At 71.4% G+C, this 19,897-nt stretch carries 14 protein-coding genes; 7 read left to right on the top strand and 7 right to left on the bottom strand.

The window, feature by feature from the left end:
- Nucleotides 1–949: 949 nt before the first annotated feature.
- Entirely contained in the window at nucleotides 950–1,159 is a 210-nt protein-coding gene (locus AB0K51_RS23865) for a hypothetical protein (protein WP_363458803.1), read from the bottom strand.
- A gap of 1,183 nt (nucleotides 1,160–2,342) precedes the next feature.
- Here AB0K51_RS23865 and AB0K51_RS23870 point away from each other — a divergent pair.
- On the top strand, nucleotides 2,343–2,846 hold the full coding sequence (locus AB0K51_RS23870) for a MarR family transcriptional regulator (RefSeq protein ID WP_363458805.1): 504 nt from the start codon (nucleotides 2,343–2,345) through the stop codon (nucleotides 2,844–2,846).
- A 19-nt stretch (nucleotides 2,847–2,865) separates the two neighbouring features.
- Entirely contained in the window at nucleotides 2,866–3,168 is a 303-nt protein-coding gene (locus AB0K51_RS23875) for a replication initiation protein, RepL2 (protein ID WP_363458806.1), read from the top strand.
- Between the two features lie 518 nt (nucleotides 3,169–3,686).
- Here the strand turns inward: AB0K51_RS23875 and AB0K51_RS23880 are convergent.
- Together AB0K51_RS23880 and dnaE are read right to left on the bottom strand one after the other, a co-directional pair.
- Nucleotides 3,687–4,709 carry a hypothetical protein gene (locus AB0K51_RS23880; protein WP_363458807.1) on the bottom strand — a complete coding sequence of 341 codons (1,023 nt, stop codon included), beginning with the start codon at nucleotides 4,707–4,709 and terminating at the stop codon, nucleotides 3,687–3,689.
- The gene (gene dnaE / locus AB0K51_RS23885) at nucleotides 4,706–8,119 is read right to left on the bottom strand and encodes a DNA polymerase III subunit alpha (RefSeq protein ID WP_363458809.1); all 3,414 of its coding nucleotides are present in this window, start codon (nucleotides 8,117–8,119) and stop codon (nucleotides 4,706–4,708) included. Before dnaE ends, AB0K51_RS23880 begins: the two co-directional genes overlap by 4 nt.
- A 343-nt stretch (nucleotides 8,120–8,462) precedes the next feature.
- Between dnaE and AB0K51_RS23890 the strand changes: the two genes are divergently transcribed.
- The 3 genes from AB0K51_RS23890 (at nucleotide 8,463) to AB0K51_RS23900 (ending at nucleotide 13,791) form a co-directional block, all read left to right on the top strand.
- Nucleotides 8,463–9,206 carry an SOS response-associated peptidase gene (locus AB0K51_RS23890; protein ID WP_363458811.1) on the top strand — a complete coding sequence of 248 codons (744 nt, stop codon included), beginning with the start codon at nucleotides 8,463–8,465 and terminating at the stop codon, nucleotides 9,204–9,206.
- Between the two features lie 83 nt (nucleotides 9,207–9,289).
- Nucleotides 9,290–13,009, top strand: coding sequence for a hypothetical protein (locus tag AB0K51_RS23895; RefSeq protein ID WP_363458813.1), 3,720 nt, complete (start codon nucleotides 9,290–9,292; stop codon nucleotides 13,007–13,009).
- 137 nt (nucleotides 13,010–13,146) lie between these two features.
- Nucleotides 13,147–13,791, top strand: a complete 645-nt coding sequence (locus AB0K51_RS23900; protein WP_363458815.1) for a hypothetical protein — start codon at nucleotides 13,147–13,149, stop codon at nucleotides 13,789–13,791.
- 101 nt (nucleotides 13,792–13,892) lie between these two features.
- Here the strand turns inward: AB0K51_RS23900 and AB0K51_RS23905 are convergent, their stop codons facing one another.
- The 3 genes from AB0K51_RS23905 to AB0K51_RS23915 form a co-directional block, all read right to left on the bottom strand.
- Nucleotides 13,893–14,471: a hypothetical protein gene (locus tag AB0K51_RS23905; RefSeq protein WP_363458817.1), complete on the bottom strand. Its 579-nt coding sequence runs from the start codon at nucleotides 14,469–14,471 to the stop codon at nucleotides 13,893–13,895.
- 42 nt (nucleotides 14,472–14,513) lie between these two features.
- Nucleotides 14,514–14,906 (bottom strand): hypothetical protein, encoded by a 393-nt coding sequence (locus tag AB0K51_RS23910; protein WP_363458819.1) that lies wholly within the window; start codon nucleotides 14,904–14,906, stop codon nucleotides 14,514–14,516.
- Between the two features lie 131 nt (nucleotides 14,907–15,037).
- Complete coding sequence (locus AB0K51_RS23915; protein ID WP_363458820.1) at nucleotides 15,038–16,507, bottom strand: helix-turn-helix transcriptional regulator; 1,470 nt, start codon at nucleotides 16,505–16,507, stop codon at nucleotides 15,038–15,040.
- Between the two features lie 139 nt (nucleotides 16,508–16,646).
- Between AB0K51_RS23915 and AB0K51_RS23920 the strand changes: the two genes are divergently transcribed.
- The gene (locus AB0K51_RS23920) at nucleotides 16,647–18,323 is read left to right on the top strand and encodes a hypothetical protein (RefSeq protein ID WP_363458822.1); all 1,677 of its coding nucleotides are present in this window, start codon (nucleotides 16,647–16,649) and stop codon (nucleotides 18,321–18,323) included.
- A 317-nt stretch (nucleotides 18,324–18,640) separates the two neighbouring features.
- Nucleotides 18,641–18,916, top strand: a complete 276-nt coding sequence (locus AB0K51_RS23925; protein ID WP_363458824.1) for a hypothetical protein — start codon at nucleotides 18,641–18,643, stop codon at nucleotides 18,914–18,916.
- Nucleotides 18,917–18,995: 79 nt separating this feature from the next.
- On the opposite strand, the gene AB0K51_RS23930 is transcribed toward AB0K51_RS23925, so the two are convergent.
- Entirely contained in the window at nucleotides 18,996–19,580 is a 585-nt protein-coding gene (locus AB0K51_RS23930; protein ID WP_363458825.1) for a hypothetical protein, read from the bottom strand.
- Between the last annotated feature and the right edge of the window lie 317 nt (nucleotides 19,581–19,897).

Genomic DNA, 19,897 nt, shown 5'->3' on the forward strand with positions numbered 1-19,897 from the left:
ATTCACCCTCAAGACGACTACCGATATTGTTGTGTGGGTGTATGTATTTCTTTGGGGTGCTCTTCCGGGCCCTTTAGGGCCCTCCCCCCGGCCTCCGGCCGGGGCGGAGCCTCCGGCTCCGCAGGTGCGGGGTGACGGCTCCGCCGTCACTGTGGGTGGTGGCCGAGGGCCCCGGGCTCCGCCCGGGGGTGGGGGTGGCTGGAATGCGGCTCCGCCGCATTCGTGGGCGGGTGCGGCGTGGTGGGCGGGGGGTGCGTTGACGATTTCCCGCGTTTCCTTGGTTGGGTGCCTTCCCGGTCGGGGCTCCGCCCTCGAAGCGGAGAGCGTTGACGATTTCCCGGAATTCCTTGGACGGGTGCCCTGCCGTGAAATTCGGAAAAGGGCCGGAGGCCCGGGGCGCAGCGGGGCGGGGGCGGAAGCCGGCCCGGGCCCGTGACGGGCCTGGACGGGGGCAGCGCGGCCCGTACGTGGACGCGGGCACCACAGGGACCGGGCCGGGCCCGGGGGCGCGGCTTGGCCCCCTTGCGGCCCCGGGGGCGAGGGGCGGCCGGGCTCCGCCCAGGCCGGACCGGACACCACCCCGGGGGCGGGGCACGGGCCGAGCGGCACGAGGGGCGCAGGGACCGCCGGGGCGGGCACGGGCAGCCTCCGGCCACCCGCACCGCCAGGAGCCCGGAGAGCACCCTCCCCCGCCCGCACAGGAGCGCCACCGCGCCACGGCGGACACACGGGCCCGGAGAGAACACCAGGGCTCCGCCCCCGCCCAGCACCGGCCACCAGGGAGCAGCACCCGGCCACCGGGGAGCGGCGCACAGCGCGGGAAGCCGAGGGGGCCGCGCCCGAGCCGGACCCGGCCCCCCGGCCGGGACGGAGACCAGGCTCCGCCCCGCCCAGCCACCCGACGCCCCGCCACCAGGGAGCAGCTGACGGCCACCCGCCAGACACACCGTCACCCGCCACCGGCCACCGGCCGGACGCACCGGGCCGCCGAGCTGGACGCCCGCCACCAGGGACCGCCGCCGAGCAGCACCAGGCACACCGACAGGAACGGGCTCCGCCCGCCCAGCGAGCCGGACACCCGGCAGACGGGCCGACGCACCATCACCACCCGCAGGACGACCACCAGGCGCAGCAGGCACCGCCCGACCCGCACCACCACCGAGCAGCCCCACCGGGGAGCAGCAACACCAGGGCCGGACCGGACCCGGCCACCAGCGGGCACCGGCAACACCGGACCACCGAGCAGACGCACCGGGCTCCGCCCCGGCCACCCGACCCGACAGCACCAAGGCCAGCACCACAACACCCAACCCACACACAGCAGTTCACTCATAGACAGCCCAACAACCAACCCAGACAACCAAGTTCACCACCACCCGAAACAACACCGGTCGACAGACCGCCCACCAACCCCCACCCCCACCACCACCCGCCACCCCACCAAGGGGGGCGCAACCAACAACCAACAGCACGCCGCAGGCGCTGGTGAGAGATCCGCCAAGGCATTTTTACTGGACCTCCACTTTTAAATTCAAGCCCCTAACTACCCCGGGTAAATGGCGACCCGCTGGCAATTCGTGCCATTTATTCGAATAGGTAAATCGAGCTCATTTTTATGCACGGCGATTCAGCTTGATACCGAGGAGCGCGAAAAGGGCCCCCAGGGGCCCGGTTCCGGCGGCAGCCGGAATTTCGTGATCGGCGCTTTGAGTGGCAGTCAGACGAGTATGCAGATTTCAGCACTGCCTCAGCCCGGGCGGCGGAAGCGGCAAAGGAGAAAGGTTTATGACGCCCAACCCTCCTGCTTTGTCCTGCCAGTACCAAGCGGCAGACATTACAACGCCGGGCTCCAACCCACTGGAAAGGCGGGATTCGCCATCGGCGACGGCGCGGAGGGAGCCGATGCTCACAGGGGGACCGCGGACGGTGTGTGGCTGGCGGCCGGGGACGCTGGTGACCGCCCGACTGGCCCAGCTTCGGCGCCTGACCCTGACCGTGAGAGCTCGGGGGCAGCCTACGTAGAGCGTCTGTCCTAGGTCAGCCCTAGAGGGTGCAAGGGCGAATAGACCCTCTGACCTGCATAGATGCTGTTTTCTGATCCGATCCTGCGATCGGGTGACCCGTTCCTGGGCTCGGATAATATGCATGTTCAGTACATGTACTAGACACGAATGTGATCCGACCCCGAGAACGGATCGCATTGCCGTTCAGTACATGTAGGGTCAGTGCAGGCGATCCGATCCTCGGGTCGGATCATCTGCATGCATAGGCCATGCGCGTGAGGAACGGAGCGTGTCGACATGGGCCACCGGCGACCAACCGGGCTCTTCTACACCGACACCATGGAGCCGGCTCCTCATGCGGAGTTCGGCTACGGGGGCGCCTTCGGCACCTTCTCCCTGGTGAGGTTCATCGCCCTGTGCAACCGGGCGTCGAAGCGGACCGATGCCGAGATCCGCGTCATCATGTGGTACTGCGGCGCCACGCTGCTGGACCCCGGCAAGGTGAACCGCACGCTCGCCGACATCGGCGCCGAACTGGGCTTCTCGCCGGATGCCCTGTCCAGGATGATCAAGAAGCTGGTCAAGGACCGGCTGCTGCGAAAGTCCGGGTCCGTCGGTCGTAGCCCCTTCTACGCGATCACGCCGTACCTCGTGTACCGCGGGAGCGGCTACGACCACCGCGAGGCCATCAAGGGCTGGAACCCCCCGCACATCCTGGGCCTGACCCAGGAGCCGGAGTCCTACCTCCTCGTCCGGCCTGCCGAGGACGAGTCCCTCGAGGAGAACTTCCTGACCCACATCCACCGTGCGGCCCGTGAAGCGCGCACTGCACAGAGCGCCTGATCCCAGGGAGAATGGACCCGTGAGCGACAACGAACTCCGCGGCCTGCTTCGGCGCTCCAACGCCATGGGCCCGAACCAGCGGCTGCTCCTGGCCTTCTACAGCGCTCTGCCGCCGGGCGAGGACGGCACTCAGCGGACGGCCCAGAAGCTGGCTGAGGAGATGGGCTGGGCCCCCACGTTCTTCTCTCGAATCCGGAAGGAGCTCGTCGAGGCGGGCCTGCTGGAGGAGTACAGCAAGTTCAACAACATCCCGTACTACCGCCTGAGCAGCCGGGCGCTCGGCCGCAAGGGCAAGGTCGTACAGCTGCGACCGGTGGGGTAGCCCGGTCTCGACACGACCCTCGCTCTGGCCCCCATTGATCTCGATCGGCCCTCTGGACGTTGGCTCCAGGGGGCCGATCTGCTTGCCGGCGAGTCCACCAGCGCGAGCCCGGATCCGGCCTCGCTCGGTCCACGGCCTGGGCCCGCGGGTCGGTCAGGACCCGTCCACCTTCGCCAGCTAGCGGGCCCCTGGCCAAGAGCCAATCCCGAGCCCAGCAAATTGGAGGGAAGGGGCCGGTTGAGTTTCTGGGGGGAATTAAGTTGTTGGGTTCGAAGTTTTTCGGTGGACGTTCTGGAATTTCGAAGCAGAGATTTTGGTGACCGTTATGAGTTGAAACGGCTGCGGCTGGACGCTCCACGGCCGCGCTTGGGCCAAAGTCTTCACTAACTGTAACGAGCCTGCCCGTCAGCCCGCCCTGGGCGGTGAGGTGATGTTGGTCTAAACAAGGCTGGTTTTGCGGCTCTTCTCAACGTGTGGTCATGGCTAGCCCCGGCCGCAGGTCTCCGCTCGTCATTGGGTCACCGTGCTGGTGTGCGCGGCTGTCGACGGGCAGTGGCCACGGCGGCGGGGGCGACCGCGCCGATCCCGTAGCGGGCGGCGGCCTTGTCCAGTACGGGTTCGAGGGTGCGGGCTGCCTCGGTGGCCGCGTCAAAGGTCAGTTGAACCCCGTGGGTGGCGCCGACAGTGGCTAGGCCGCCGGCCCGGGCGGTGACCGCGCGGATCCGAGCCCGCTCCAGCCCCAGCGCGCCGAAGATCAAGTAGAGCACCTTGCGCAGGGCCGGGCTGTGGCCGGTCGCCTCCGACAGCGTCCTGGACCTGGTGGTGGCGGAGCGGTCGGCGTACGTGACCTGCAACTCAACGGTGCGGGCGCTCTGCCCGGCCGCGCGCAGCCGGGCTCCGAGGTCAAGGGCGAGGTCGAGGAGGGCTCGACGGACTTCGGCGGGGTCGAGGACATCGTGGTCGAAGCGGCGGATGGAGGTGATGGTGGCTGGCGGGCCGGTCGGGGTGACTATGCGGCGGTCGGTGCCGTTGGCCCGCTCGGCCAGGAGTCGTCCGGTGCTGGCTCCGGCGATGCGCTGCACGGTGGCCACTGGGACCGCGGCGAGCTCGCCGATGGTGTCGATCCCGTACCGGCGGAACTTCTTCTCCAGGGCCGGTCCGATGCCGGGGAGTAGCCGGACGTCCTGGGCGTGGAGGAAGGCCCGGGCGGCGGCCGGGTCGTCGGGCAGGACCTGGACGGTGCCGGGGCGGGCGGTGTCGGCCGCGATGGTGGCCATGAGCCGGCTGTCGCCTAGGCCTCCGGTGGTGACGAGGCCGAAGCGGGCGGCGAGCCGGGTCTGCAGCAGGTCGGCCAGCTCGGCCGGGGACTGTCCGAAGTAGCGGACCGCGCCCGCGAGCTCCAGCAGGGCGCTGTCGGGTGGGAGGGCCTGGACGACGGGGGTGATGTCACCGAGCACCCCGAAGAGCTGCCGGTAGACCTCGAAGCCGGGCCGGTGGCAGCGCAGGTGAAGGACCGTCACCGCGGCTTGGTGCGTGATCATCCTGCCGCTCCCTGGGAGGCGTGCCACATCCGGCCGGCGCCACCCGGGCCGCCGCCGGTACGGCGGTCCTGGTGGCCGCCGTCCTGCTGCGCGGGGTCGGCCGGGCCGGGGGCGGCGAGGAGCGCGCGGACGGCGGCGGTGCCGCCTTCGGCGCGTGCCCGGGCGAGCTCGGCGAGGTCCCAGGCGCGGTGGCCGACCACGGAGAGGGAGCGCCCTCGGTGCTGGAGCTGACCTCGCACCAGCAGCAGCCAGGAGTGGAACAGCGTGTGCGCGGCGGCCTCGGCGTCCGGGCCGGAGAAGAACGCCAGGTCGACCGGCAGGCCTCCGGCACCGTCGTCGAGCGTGACGAAGATGGTGCGTCGGCCGGACTTCTGCGGCGGGGTCTGGATCGCCACCTTCGCTCCGGCCACCAGCACCACCTCCCCGGCCTCGACGTCGCGCAGCTGGGTGGAGGGGGTGACGCCGAGCTCGGCGAGCAGCGCGTGGTGCTCGGCCATCAGGTGCTTGCTGGCGTCGAGGCCGATGACCTCCAGCTCGGCGTCGAGTTCCTGACGGGGGGTCATAGTGGGCAGGCCGGTCGGGGCGGGGGACTCGGCGGGGGCGGGCAGGGCGAGCTGGTCCGGGACGGCGGCCGAGCGGCGGCCGTGGTGGAGCTCGTCCAGGAGCAGCAGCAGGTCCCGGCGCGGGCGGGTGCCGCCGGGCACGGCGGCCAGGGCGCCGATCCGGGCGAGGTTCTGGGCGGTGGGCAGGGACGGGCGGGCCCGCTCCCACAGGTCCGGGACGGAGGTGAAGGGGCGGGCGGCGGTGATCCGGGCGATCTCCTCCGTCGTGATGCCCTTCACCGCGGCGAGGGCGATCCGCAGGCCGTGGCGGCCGTCCGGGCCGGTCTCGACCCGGTAACCGGCATCGGAGGCCTCGACGCACACCGGCAGCACGGGCACGCCGTGGCGCCGGGCGTCGGCCAGAAGCAGGCGCAGCGGGTACATGCCCGGCTCCGCCTCCATGATCCCGGCGTAGAAGGCCGGCCCGTGGTGCGCCTTCAGCCATGCGCTCTGGAGGGTGATGACGGCGAAGGCCGCGGAGTGCGAGGCCGGGAAGCCGTAGGCGCCCATGCCCTTGAGCTGCTCGAAGACGGAGTCGATGACCCGCTGGTCGTAGCCGGCGGCGGCTGCACGGGTGCGGAACCACGTCTCGAGTGCGGGCAGCCGCTCGGGTCGGCTGAGGGCGCGGCGGGCCTCCTCCCCCAGCGCCAGGTCGGTCTGGGTCAGGACCGAGAACGTCTTGGCGACCTGCTCGTTGAAGACGAGCACGCCGAGCGTCGGGGACAGGGCGGGGATCAGGTCGGGGTGGGGGTAGCGCACCGGCCGGCGGCCGTGCCGGGCGTCCAGCCACGGACGGATCATGTCAGCGGCCACCGGCCCGGGGCGGAACAGGGCCAGCTGCACGATCAAGTCGACGAACGCGCGCGGCTGGGCGCGGCCGAGCAGGTCCCGCTGGCCCGGGCTGTCGATCGAGAAGACCCCGAGGGACTCGCCCTCGCGCAGCAGGGCGAAGGCGGCCTCGTCGTCCAGCGGCACCTGCTCGGGGTCGTCCAGGTCGACGGTGCGGCCGGTGGTGCGCTCGATCTCGGACAGCGCGTACGACATCGCCTGCATCGTCCGATTGCCCAAAATGTCCAATTTCAAGCAGCCGAGATCCTCGACATCGTCCTTGTCGAACACCGACATCGGCAGGCCGTCCCCGGGGGTGGGGAGCACCGGGGTGCGGGCCAGCAGGGAGTCGTCGGACAGCAGCAGACCGCACGGGTGCATCGCCAGACCGCGGGGCAGCGCGTCCAGGCCCTCGACCAGGTCCCAGAACCGGGCGCCGTACCGGTCGGCCTCGGCGGCAACCTGGCGCAGCTCGGGCAGCTCGGCCATCGCCGAGCGCGCGTCCCGTGCGCGGATGTGCGGGAACGCCTTGGCGAGGGGGCCGGCCTCGTCCGGGGACAGGCCGGTGGCCAGCGCGACGTCGCGGATCGCCCAACGCACCCGGTAGGTCTCCGGCATCGCGACCGCCGCGACCCGGGAGGCGCCGAAGCGCTCCAGGACCAGGCGGTAGCAGTCGATTCGGCGGTCCGCGGGGACGTCGACGTCGATATCGGGCAGGGAGCGGCGCCGGAAGCTGAGGAACCGCTCCATGATCATGAGGCCGTGCTCGAGCGGGTTGACCGCCGAGATGCCCAGCAAGTGCACGACCAAGGAACCGGCGCCGGAGCCGCGCGCCGACACCCGCACCCCGGCCTCCTTGAAGTCGGCGACAATCTGAGCGACCGTCAGGAAGAACGTGGACCAGCCCAGGCCGGTCGCCACCTCCAGCTCTTCCCGGAGCCTCCGGACGGCCTCCGGGTCGCGGTCCATGCCGCGCTTGGCCAACGCCGCCTCGCACCGTTCGCGCAGCACCCGGGCAGAGGAGCCCGGCGCCAGGCCGAGCCGGTCCTCCTCCGGGAAGCGCACCGTGCCGATCCCCAGGTCCGACTTCGGATCCAGGCGACACTCGGCCGCCGTCCGGGCCGTCACCGCCAGCAGCCGTCGGGCGCCGCCCGGCCCCTGCCCGGCCGCCTCGGCGACCTCCTGCGCCAGCTCCGCCATCGCGGCCGGCGGCTTCAGCCACCGCTCGCCGTTGCACGTGGCGCCGGGCTGGATGGGGCGCAGGAGGCGGGCGGCATCCAGGACGTCCGCGATCGGGCCCTGGCCGGGGTCGGCGTAGCGGACGGCGTTGGTGAGCACCGCCTCCAGGTCGAGGTCCGCGGCCAAGCCCACCGTGCGGGCGGCCAGCCGCAAGCTGCCCGGGCCGGTGCCGGTGCGGCGCAGGTTCACCGCCTCCAGGCGCAGCGCCGGGCCGAACCACTGTCGCCAGGGGATGAGCAGCCGGGCAGCGCGGTCCGGGCGGCCGGCAGCCAGGGCGCGTAGCGGTTCGGAGCCGGGGCCGAGCAGCACGGTCAGGCCCTCGGCGTGGGCGGCCAGCACCTCCAGCGGCACCACCGGCTGGCCACCGCCGCGCTCGGCGCGGCCCGCCCAGGCGGCACTGATCAACGCGCACAGGTTGGCCCAGCCCTGCTTGTCGCGGGCCAGCACCGTGATCCGGGGCGCTGACTCGTCCACGAAGGCCCCGCCGCGCGCCGGGGTCCGGCGCCGCCCTGACGGGGCTGGCGGCTCGGCCAGGCCGACGGCGAGGTCCGCGCCGAACAGGGGCCGCACCCCGGCGGTGGCGCACGCCTTGGCGTGCCGCACCACCCCAGAGACGGTGTCCCGGTCGGTCAGCGCCAGTTCGGCGATGCCGCGCTCGGCGGCCCGCTCGGCCAGCGCGGCAGGAAGCGAGGCGCCGTAGCGGATCGAGTAGCCCGACGCGGAGTGGAGGTGCGCGAACACCTCGATCACCTCCGGTCAGTCAGCCCCTTCTCGTTGTCACCCGGACTCCCCTTCCGGCATCTCCAGTAGCTCATATGTTCGAATAACAGCGCAAGCCGCATTACCGCAGGTGGGGCCATCGGGACAACGCGCAACTTAGTCTCCGACCGGTCGGACCGCGGCTTGCCGCGGCCCGACGGCGTCCGAAAGAATCTTGAAATCAGCCGTGGGGTGACCCCGGGAGGGCGACCTACAAGCGGCACACCGAGCGGGGCGTACAACCCAGGCCACGGCCGGACGCAGGGTGCCGACACACAGTGCCCAGGCCGGGCCACGACCGCCGGCGGCGTGCGAGGCTGGGCCCATGTGCGGTAGGTACGTCTCCACGACAGGCCCGGTCGACCTGGCCCGGCTGTTCGATGCGAACTCGGCGGTCCCCGACGACCGGTTCGCGCCGAGCTGGAATGTGGCGCCGACCCGCGACGTCCTCGTGGTGCTGGAACGCCTGGACAAGGAGAGCGGAGAGATCGCCCGGCAGGTCCGGGCGCTGCGCTGGGGACTCGTGCCGTCCTGGGCCAAGGACCCATCCGGCGGCGCGAGGATGATCAACGCCCGGGTCGAGACCGTCCACGAGAAGCCCAGCTTCAAGCGCGCCTTCGCCGCGCGGCGGTGCATCGTCCCCGGCGACGGCTACTACGAGTGGCGCCAGGCCCCTGGCGGTCCGGACGGCAAGCCCTACAAGCAGCCCTACTACCTGGCTCCGGCCGACGGGACGCTGCTGGGGATGGCCGGGCTGTACGAGTTCTGGAAGGACAAGACCCGACCTGACGACGACCCGTTGGCCTGGCTGGCCACCTGCACCATCATCACCACCGAGGCCACCGACGCCGCGGGCCGCATCCACGACCGCATGCCGCTGACCATCACCGCGGCCAACCGCGATGCCTGGCTCGACCCCGACCACACCGACCCCGACAGCCTGCGCGCACTCCTTCACACCCCCTCCGGCACCGAGCTCACCGTCACGGCCGTCAGCACCGACGTCAACAACGTCCGCAACGACCGGGCCGACCTCCTGACCGAGGTGGAAGACCCCCTACCCGTCTGAGCACATCGGGCCACCCAGCGGGCGGGCCATAGCCCCCCGAAACCGATCGCCAAGCCAGCCGACGCGCCGCTACCGTGCCGCACGTGACCATCTTCGAGGCTGACCAGAGCCGGCCATCGGCGCACGACGTGGCGCTGCTGGCCGACGGCTCTTCCTTCGCCCAGCGTCTGCAGGACTTCGGGCCCCAGAAGGAAGGCGCGGTCGCGCTGGGCCTGCTGCGCGACATCTGCGACATGCTGTGCGAGCCGGACGGCCACCGGGAGCCGTACGTGACCGCGCAGGCGATGTGCCGGGTGGCGATCGAACGCCTGATGGAGATCGGCGGCAACGACTACAAGGCGCTGGAGGCGGCGCGGAATGCTGTCTCCAAGTCCCTCAAGGCGATCTTCGACACGGACGGCTCGCTCAAGGCCCCGACCCCCGTGGACGGCCTGCTGGACGCCCTGGACTCCCTTGCCGCCTTCCCGCCCAAGGTGGACCCGGGCAGTGATCTCGGGAAGGCCATCGTCAAGGTGCTCCGCTCCCGATCCGCGGCCACGAAAGCCGGGCACCCGCCGGTGCTGGCGTTCGGCGCGACCCAGACGGTGCTGGACGCCGTCGACGAACTCGGGGCCACAGTGCCCGAGACGCTGACCGCCGGGCACCCCCTGATGGTCGCGCTGCGTGAGCTTCACAAGATCCGGTCGAGCAAGGAGTTCCACCGTCAGGCGGTCCTCGATCGGCGGCTCGACGAGGTCGGCGCGGCCTACGCGCGGTTGTGCGAGATGGAGGCCGAGAAGGGGGTCCACCGGGTCATGCAGCTGACCACGGTGGTCCACAAGGAGACCGGACGCCTGCCGGGCAAGGCGGAGAAGGAAGCGTTCCGGCGTTGGACAGACCAGTACAAGATCGGGTCAGGGGTCGTACACCCAGGCACCGAGGCGACCGCGGTGACGGCGGTCGCGATGCTGCACGACTGCCTCGCCCTGATCCAGGAGCTCGTCGCCACCGTCGTCGACCAGGCCCCCGAGTGGGTCGCCCTCGGCGCGGTCGCCTCCCCGACCCCCGAGCAGATCCAGAAGGTCAACAACCTGCACCACCCCTCAGCCTCCCTCTACCTGTTCGAACACTTCCCCGGCTGGGAGTGGCTGGAAAAGCTGGACGCCGTCCGGCTCCTGCCGGAGGAGGACCGGTGGCCGGCTAGGCCCTACTTCGAGCGCCTCGCCGCCGAGGACCCGGCCCGCCTGGTGCGGTGGCTGGACAGGCACCTGGACACGATCTGGCGGACCGGCCCCGAAGCCACCGCCAAACTGGTCCTGCTGTGCCGACACCTCGGCGGCCACAGCGCGGCCCTCGTCACCCGGGCGCTCAAGGCACACTCCACCGACGGCGTACGGACCATGGCGGTCTACTGGGCGCAGGAGACCCTGCCGGCCCACCGGGACGCCGCGTGGGTGGATGCGACGGTCAAGGCCCTGTCGGTCGGGTCGGACGGCTCCGCTGCTGACTCCTGGAACGTCCGAACCGTGCTGGCCCAGCTGCTGGAGACCGGCCGAACGGGCGGTCCGCAGTTGGCCCAGCGGGTCCGTACCGGCCTCGCGGCCGTGCTGGCCTCTCACCTCGCGGTCGAAGGCGTCCGGGAGCAGCTGCAGATCAGCGATGACCTGCGTGCGCCGAGCCTGGCCGGGGACCGGGCGCTGACCGGGGCCCGGCTCGCGGCGGCGGCCTGCATCGAGTTCGCTCGCCTCGAGCTCAGCGAAGCGGGCACTGACCTGGCAGCGCGGACCGGTGCCTGGACGGCCAAGGCCTTGGGTGGCTGGGAGCGCGAGCGGCTGATCGCCGTCCACCTGGTGGATGCCGCGGGGATCGCTCCGGCGGACGTCTCGTGGTGGAGGGCTGCCTTCGAGGTGCTGGCCCGCCTGGGTGCCATGCCCTACCTCACCCCGGATGTCGGCCGGTTCGTCCAGGTGGCCATCGGCACCTGCGCACCGGCGGACCAGGCCGACCTCGTGGCGGCCCTGTCTACCGGCTTCGGCCCGGTCCCGGGCCAGGATGCGCTGCAGGCAGCCCGCGCCGAGCTGGCTGATGAAGACGGTCGCCTCGCCCGCACGCTCGCCTCCATGCTCGGCGGCACGGAGGCGCTGGCCGAGCTCCTCGGCGAGGATGAGGCCGACATGCCGGAGCTGGAGTGGGAGTCCGCTCTCCCTCCCGTCTGGCGGACCGTCTACTGCCTCTCCGAGGTGGCGCCCGCATCGGTGCTGGCACCCTGGCGCCCGGTGGTGGACCTGCTGGCCGAGTTCACCGGGCCGCCGCCGGCGCTCACCGAGCCGCTGATCAAGATGGTGCCGTACCCCGACCACGGCGAGGGCGCGGTGAAGGACTTCGTCACCCGGTGCGAGGAGCACGGTGTTCTTCAGGGTGCCGCTGAGCTCGCGGCCCGCATTCCCTCGCAGGGGGACTACTACAAGCGCACCGACCTGCGGATGCTGGAGACCGCCGTCCACGCAGCCCCCGCGGCCTGGGCGGCCGACATCGAAGCCGTCATGGCCGCCCTCGGCTCGTTCGACCTGCGCACGGCCTACCTGCAGACCCTGCACACCGACCAGCAGGCGGCGGGCCTCACCGATGCCGATGGACGACGCCTCGCCGACGCCTGCACCGCGGCCTGGGCCCTGAAGACCCAGCTCGAAGCAGGTAACAGCACTGCCGACCCCGACATTGAGGAGCGCGCCCGCCGCACGGTGGTCCAGCTGCTGCGCCAGGCCTGGGTACTCGGGACCGATCCCGGCGTGGACGAGGCCGCGGCCATCACCTGGCTGACGGCCGCCGTCCGCGCGTGGACCGAGCCCGCTTCGGTGCCCGACAGCCCCTACGCCACCGCGACCGACTCCTCCGGCGGCCTCGCCCTGGTCGCCGTCCTCCAGTGGGCCGTCCGCCGCGCAGCCGACCAGGGTGAACTGCCCGCCGAAGCCGCCACCCTGCTGACCGAGCTCGTCACCGACGGCCGCGACGACCGCGCCCTGGCCGCCGTCGGCGCGGCCCTCACCCCGCTGCGCCACTACGCCCTCCCCTGGTACACCGCCCACCAGGCCACCCTGCTCGACATCGCCGAGCCATCCGCCCCGATCCACACCTGGCTGCGCTCGTTGCGCTACCTCGGAGACGACGAGTACGCCGTTCTCGGCGACCTCGACCCCGGCAAGACCATGGACTACCTGCGCACCGGTGCACCTGACGAGGTGTTCGACCGATTCGCCGCCACCTTGCTCCACTCCCCCGGCACCTTCGGCCCCGACTTCCTCGCCAAGCTGATCACCGGCAACGGCGGCCCGACGGCCGTCTCGACGCTCCTCGGCGACATCGCCCGGGCACTGCCCCGCGAAGACGTCGCCAGCCCCCTCCCCCTGCACCAGCGCGCCTTCCAGTTCTGGGACCAGGTCCTGGACCTCGCCGACGGTGACCCCGACGTCGCACCCGCCCTCGCAGGCGCCGGCCACTTCGCCTTCGCCGAAGGAATCGACCAGCACCAGTGGCTGACCCGCACCCTGCGCACCGTCACCGCCACCCCGGCCATCAAGTACCCCGACCGGGTCGCCCAGCGAGCCGCGCACAGCGCCCAGGACCCGGATGCCCTGCGGATCCTGACCAAGCTGTTGTCCAACACCGGCGGGAGCAACGGCCAGATCGACTACCGGGCCCACGCCGTGGTTCGCGCCGCGCAGGACGCCGTCGACAACTCCGAACCCGGCACCGAGGGCCGGGCCGACCTCGGCCAAGCACTCGGTCACTACGCCCACGACGTGGAACGCGCCACGGCTTGGTAGCCGAGCATGTCCTGCGGCGGATTCCCACTAGCAGCCCGCCGCAGGCTCCACCTGGACGCGTCCTGGTGCTGCGCTCCGGTCCGCGCGACGCTCCGGCGTGGCGGGCGGCAGCCCACAGGGGCCCTACGCTTGTCCCCGTGCCCGACATCAGGACATCCAAGGCGTTCAAGGCACTCGCGACGCAGACCGAGGCCGAGCTCCTCACCCGCGGCCTCGACGTCGTCTCGGTCGCGGTGACGAACGTGCTTGCCCACAACGTGACCGTGGTCGCGCAGCGGCTCGGGATCCAGCCGCGGTCCGCCCTGCGATACATCGAGCCGGCCGCCGTTGCCGACCAGATCGCAAACGCCAGCGCGCTAGGAACCCCCGGCGCCGACGCCGCGCACGGCGTGCGGCCGGTCCGAGTCGACCAACGCACCGCCTTCTTGCCGCGCTGGATCTGCTCCCGCCCGCTCATGGCCCTCGCCCAGGTCATCAAGTACGCCTCCAGCAACGGCGACACCCGCACCGTGCAGCACGCCACCGATCTGGTCTTCGAGATCGGTTTGGCGATCGGCGCCGATTCCGCGAGCGAGAGCGCCGGACTCCCGATCGGGCTGCTCGACGAAGCAGCTGCCCTGATCGAGCAGGTCGCCGAACACGTCGAGGCGGACGGCTGGAGCGTGTGCCCGTGCGGAGAGGAGCACGGGCAGAGCCCCACCGATGCCCGGGTGGTCGGGGTCCTACGCGGGGACGCCGAGCTCATCCGGAAGATCCGGGCGCAGGCCGACACGAGGGGCTGACCGCTCGACTGGCCGTCCTGGGCGGGGTGGGAGCACGACCGACCCGGTCAGCGGTCGGTCACCTCCGTACCAGACCGCTCCGCGCAACCGGGGCACCCATGTCAGTCCGGGTCGGGGTAGAGCATTCCGTCCACGCCGAGCGCAGCAGCCTCGCGCCGGTTCATCGCCTGGTTGAGCAGATGCTCTCCCTGGTCCAAGTGGTCCATGACCTGCTGCGCGTGGAGCTCCTCCTCCGTCCGGTCGGTGCCGTCTGGCCTCGACCGGTAGCGGACTGCCTCACCGGCAGCGTCCAACAGCTCGGCCGCGGCTGCGGCGAAGCCCTCCTCGATCCGTCCGCCGCCGGTGTCCAAGGCGACGGCACCCGGAGCGGAGAAGTCCTGGGCGAGCACGGCCAGGTGCCCGTCCGCCCGGCCGAGGTGGCCAAGGGCCGCCGCCAGGTGATCCTCGGGCACTGGCCAGGCCAACGGCTTGGTGATGTTGGCGATCTCCACCGCCGTACTCGGTTGGGCGGCGAGCACCAGGTTGTAGCTGGCGTGGTCGGCTGCCCGGCGGAGGTGGGCAGCCAGGACGGCGGTCCGCACCTCGTCGTCCTCGTGCTCCAGAGAGGCGGGAACGTCCATGCCCAACGCAGCGAGAGCGGAGCGCAGTTGACCCTCAGTCGGGTTCAGGTTCTCGTACACGCCGTGCATCATCCCGCAGCCCGCTTCGCAGCAGGGGCACCTTCATCCGATCGGGTGGCGTCCGTTGGGCACGATGTACGGGCGCAGCAGGACGGCCAACGCCATGGTGACGCCGAAGGCCACTGGCCCGGCGAGTCCCAGGACAACCGTCCGGGCGGTTCCGTCGAGCTGGTTCTGCGCGATCAGCATCAGGGTGATGGCCAGGGCAACACCGCCGCCCAGGAGCAGCGCGAGCCGGGCGCCGACCGGCAGCCACCTCGGCCCGGGAACGCGCAGCACTTCCCGGACGTGGACAGCGTGGCCCTGCAGGTCGCCGGTCACGACTCCGCACTGGCAGACCAGGTGCGTGACGTTTTCGCCGGCGAAAGCCGAGGCGACGGGGTCGATCTCCCGGACGGGTCCGTGGCGTCCGTCGTCCATGGGGGGCCTGCGCACGGGTCCTCCTTCGTCCGGTTCGATCGGCGGTCAGCTTATCGCCACGGCCAGCCCCACTGGGGCTGGCCGGAAGAAGACTGCGTTCGGTTCAGGCGCTCGAGACGGCCCGTGGACGGGCTCGTTGTCGGGGCTCATCGGCTGGTCTCCTTGCCGGGGGTGCGGCGGGTGGTGAGCTTGGCCGCGATGCTGGCGAGCGAGGCTGGGCCCGGGGCCGTCTCCAGGATGTCGGCGGCTCGGGTCGCGTGCAGATTTGCGGCGAGGACGTAGACCGGCGTTCTGGGCTCGCCAGTCGGCAGGCTCGGGCACCGGGTGGCCACGACCACCGCTTCCGGTTTCGGCCACGCTCGCGGGTCGCCGGTGGTGGGCGCGGCGATGGTGATCACCCACTCCCGGTCGCGGTGGTCACGGGCGCGGCGCTCGTCGCTGCCGTACGGGGTAGGCCCGCCCTCGCCGCGCTCCAACTGGTCGCGCCATGGCTGGGCCAGGGCCGGGTGCTCGCGGTAGAAGCTGTCCTTGTCCGGGTAGAGCTTCGGTGGCGCGAGCGTGACGTCCAGCGTCCCGTCCAGCCACTCGTCGTAGAGCGGGTCGTGTGTGGCGTGGCTGCTTCGCCACCGGGCGAACGCCGGTTCTGCGGCGAGTTCGGAGAACAGCGTGCACGCCCGGTCGGCGAGTTCGGCGAGTTCGACGGCGAGGTAGCGTTCGCCCGCCTGGCCGACGTCGGCGGCCCCGCCGTTGGGGCTGAGGGCGGCGCAGCGACGGGTGGCCGCGTCGAGCTCGGCGCGGGCCTGTTCGACGTGGGGGTCGTCGGCGGGCCGGTCGCCGGCGCGGGCGAGGGCCTCGGCGTCCCGGAGCCGGTTCGCGGCCTGTTCGCGTCGGCGGGCCGCGGCGAGAGCCTGGTGCATGCGTTCCACGCGGTCGCGGCAGATCGCCTCCTCCGCCCGCAGGCAGCACGCGACGTGAGCCCACAGCGTGCGAGCGAGGCGCGGCTCGTCCTGCTCCTTCTTCCCCCGGCCCTTCGGCATCGAGGCGGCGGCGGTGTCGATGGCCCAGGCGAGGGCGGTGGCGGCCTGGCCGGCGCCGATGCCGACCTGGAGCATCTGGTGGATCAGGTCGCGGTCGCGCTCGGTGCCGAACTGCGCGTAGGTCTGCTGGAGGCGCTCTTCCAGGCGGCGGGCGTCCCGGAAGAGGTGCTTGATCTCGTAGTAGTGCAGGAGCGCGTCGGACAGGTTCGGCCCGTCCTGCTCGGAGGGGCGGATCTGGAGTTCCTCCGGAGCGAGCTGGGCCGGGAGCAGCCGTTGGAGGTCCCGGTCCGCAGCCGTGAAGCGCTGGGCGCTGTGGCTGAGCAGCGCCTCGATGGAGCTCTGGCGGTGCGGCTCCCGGCGGAGGGAGATCTCCAGGCGGTAGTCGGTCCGGCCGACGATGTGCTGCAGGTCCGCGAAGGTTGGCTCGCGCTTGCCGAGCTCGTAGCGGCTGAGAGCTGTCTGCCCGAGGCCCGCGGCGTCGGCCAGGTCGCTCTGGCTGAGGTCGGGAGTGCCGGCTCTGGCTCGCCTGAGCAGTGAACTCGCACTGATCACCGCGGTCGGGTCCGGATACCTGGCCATGACATCGCTCCCTCAACAGTGGTATGCCATTACGGCGTGAGCCAATGCCATATTGGCATAGAATGCGGGCGCGGTGGCTGCCAGACTGGCGGCGGTCGAGCGTGTGGGATGTCCGATGCGTCGAAGGGTGCGGGTGGCCGTGGCCGACAGCTACGAGGAGCGGCGATTCAGCGAGTTCCTCGGCGACGGAGAGAGGCGGGTCCTGCCCGCGCGCCGCGTCGACGCCTCCGAGACGTGGGAGACGTACCGCCTGCTGGGTATCGACGTCACGAGGTCGGCAGGTGACTACGTCGAGGTGACCTGGCCCGACGGCTGGCGCAAGGTGCGGGCCGGCGAGACGGAATGGCAGTTCGAGCTGCGCGATGCCGCCGACACCCCGATGGTGATCGGGACCGTTCTCGAGCACCCGGACTACCGGCAGTCCGTCATCGACATGCGGCTGACCCATCCGGCCAGACGGATCGTCCGCCGCCGCTACCAGGCGATGCCGACCTGGCAGCAGCACCTCATCAAGGTCAAGGGCACCGCCGCCTGGAGGCCGCTGTACCCGTCGATGCGCCGGAGCAAGCCGTTCGACTCCTACGAGCGCACCGTCCTGCCGATCATGGTCGCCCGCCTGCGCGCCTTGGGCTGGACGATCGGCGAACAGCTGCCGACGGGGGTGGAGATCCTGCTCTCCGACGAAGCCGCCGGCTGGGAGGAAGAAAGGGACGCTGGCGACCGCTTCTGGGTCCTGCCCTCCAGCGGCGGTCCGACGTTGGCCTACGGCGTCGCAGCCGGCGGCGAGTATCCCTGGTGCCAGTGGGATCTGCAGACGAGCATCGGAGGCAGTGCCGACGAGAAAGCCGCCGGTCCCAGCGCCATCGCCACCGAGGTCGACCAGGTCCTCCGCCGAGGCCTCCCCCCGAATGCGAAGACGTGGCCTGTCCTGGGACACCCGGAGGTACCCCGGCGAACTCGTGAGGAGCCGAGCCGCCCCGCGGGAGCGGCCGAAGCGGCCGAGATCCCCGTCCGCGACTCGCTGACACTGTGGGACCAGCCACTTGTCGACCCTCGGCGCGTCTGGTGGCAACACCGGCTCGTCCTGGAATCCCATCCGGACCTGCCACCGCCGTCCGCCAAGCGCCAGCTAGTGCCATTCTCCAAGCAGCGGCACTCCCCGGGCCTGCGGCAGCTCGCCGAGCGGTACCGCGGCCTCTACTTCCTGCCTCGCTCCCTCCCCGAGGAGTACCAGGAAGTCCTGCGGCAGGCGCGGGCCGCCGCCCGCGCCGTCAAGGACGCACCCGCCAAGATCGCAGAGGAACTCGTTCACCGGGTCGATCAGCTATCGGACGGCGACCTGCTTCTGGACGAACGTCTACTGGAACTCGCCCGGTCCCTTGAGAGGACCGCGGCCACTGAGGGTCCGCTTCCCGATGTGGACGCGAACTGGCCGCTCCTCAGAGTTCTGGAAGCGTGCGCTGGCGAGAGCTTCGACCTGGCGCTGCGTCAAGCCGAGACCGTCCAGGCGATCATCGCGTACGAGCTGAACCTCCCACTGCAAGAGGCCGTCACGGACCGGGACTCGCGGGTCTCCTACCGGTCGGTCACCGAGCACGTCGTCTGCGACTGCGGCAAGAGCCGCTGGCTGCTGGTCTTCGTGGGAGGCCACGGAGCTATCGGCTGCGCGTGCGGCCGGCTGCGCTGGGAGAGTCGGCTCCGGTGCGACGTCTTCGAGAGAAGCCACCCTGGCAAGCTGACAGAGTTCCAGCCGCCGTTCGACCTCGATGCGATTGCAGCCGAGGTTGGCTTCGGGCCCTTCCGTCACAAGTGGTGAGTACCCCTTCGATCGCCGCTGGCGGCAGAAGGGTCCGGTGACTGTAGCGGTACCCGTCCCACGATCCCCGAAGGCGGCCCCGCACGATGCGGGGTGGCCTCTCGCTATTCCGGCTGGGCTGGGAGCCTTGTCGTCCGGCAGAACGCAGTGAGCCGCCGCTGCGGGTCCGGCATGATGATGCTGCGCGGCAGGAGGCAAACCCGCCCAAGTCCGTGCCCCGCGCATTGAGCCTGCGCGGTCGGCCCAGTCACTTGGGGGCCTCGTACATCGTTCCCCTCGTGGGGAATCCCGCAGGTCGGACGGGACGGGAGTGGAGCATGGAGCAGCCGACGGGCCGCGACGGCCAGGAGAAGCGCAACTACCAGGTCGTGGCGCACCGCGTGGACGACGCGCACCCCGGGGCTGCCAGGCTCACCACCTACGCCTTCGCCAGCTCGGTGGAGGAAGCACTGCGGCTGACCCGCAGGAAGTATGAGCGGGGCGAGCGGAGCCTTTATGGGGTGGGGCTGTACCGGATCGTGCGGGTAGAGGAAGTAGCCGAGGACTTCACGTCCCTACCCGACCCGGCCGCTCCGGACGGAGTCGCGGAATGATGCCACCGCCTACAAGCAGGCGCAGCAGCGAAGCGCTCGAGTCCGAGCCGATGCTCGGTTCCGTGGGGTGTGTGCCCGGTCAGGTGGATCGCGGTGTTCGCTGCGGCGCCGCCGGGGCCGGAAAGCCTGCGGTCTCCTCCGGCTGGAACAGCCGGGGCCGGTCGGGTTCGGACCAGTCGATGCCGCGGACCACGTCATAGGACCAAGCCCGCCAACCGTGGATGCTGCTGTCGAAGTGGCCGTCGAGCTCAACGGTCTGGACCAGGACCGGGCGCTGGTCGGTGTCCCACTCCAGTACGGCGGTGACTGGTGAGCCAGCAACAACGGCGTGGCCTCGGTGGGCGATGCGGGTGGTCCACCCCCGGGGCGTGTTGATCCGGAAGTACGGAGGGTCCTGGTGCTCGGACTTCCAGGTGAAGATGACGCCCGGGGTGGTCGGGGCTGGGTCGGTGGTCACCAGGGCGGTGGGGACCGGCGGGACGGCCGAGGGGTTGTGGCCGGGCAGATCCGATCCCCGCCACAGCCGGGCGTAGACCGTCTCGATGCCGCTCCTGCGCATCCTGGCGACGTCGGCCTCGAACAACTCGACGATCCGGGCGCTGACCGCTTCCCCGATGGCCGCCCGCGCCTGGCTGACCGTCATCACTGCTGCAGCACGGGCCACGTTGGCGCTCCTGTCCTCAACCACCGAGCCGACGACTTGGCCCTCGTCCACGCTAGCGGCAGGCCCGGTGGTGGAGCAGGTGATCACCCGAATGAGTGGCCTGCGGCGGACAGCGCGCTCCCGCTCGACTCACACGACCGGAGGCCGGCCCGCGCGGGTGAGGCGCAGCACGGTGTTCCAGGTCATGGGGTGGCGTTCGCCGTGGCCGCCGCGGGGGCAGCCCGCAGCGCGGTACCAGGCGGCGTGGTCGCGCTGGTGGTGTCGACCAAGACGGTCAGGTGCCGACGCTCGGGCGGCAGGAGGCTGCGCTGCCAGGC

It is taken from the genome of Kitasatospora sp. NPDC049285 (assembly GCF_040678815.1).
Lineage (GTDB): Bacteria > Actinomycetota > Actinomycetes > Streptomycetales > Streptomycetaceae > Kitasatospora.

Excerpts from the sequence above, each read along its gene's own strand:
- AB0K51_RS23870 (WP_363458805.1), top strand. The coding sequence starts at position 2,343 with ATGGAGCCGGCTCCTCATGCGGAGTTCGGCTACGGGGGCGCCTTCGGC.
- AB0K51_RS23880 (WP_363458807.1), bottom strand. The coding sequence starts at position 4,709 with ATGATCACGCACCAAGCCGCGGTGACGGTCCTTCACCTGCGCTGCCAC.
- AB0K51_RS23890 (WP_363458811.1), top strand. The coding sequence starts at position 8,463 with ATGTGCGGTAGGTACGTCTCCACGACAGGCCCGGTCGACCTGGCCCGG.
- AB0K51_RS23915 (WP_363458820.1), bottom strand. The coding sequence starts at position 16,507 with ATGGCCAGGTATCCGGACCCGACCGCGGTGATCAGTGCGAGTTCACTG.
- AB0K51_RS23925 (WP_363458824.1), top strand. The coding sequence starts at position 18,641 with ATGGAGCAGCCGACGGGCCGCGACGGCCAGGAGAAGCGCAACTACCAG.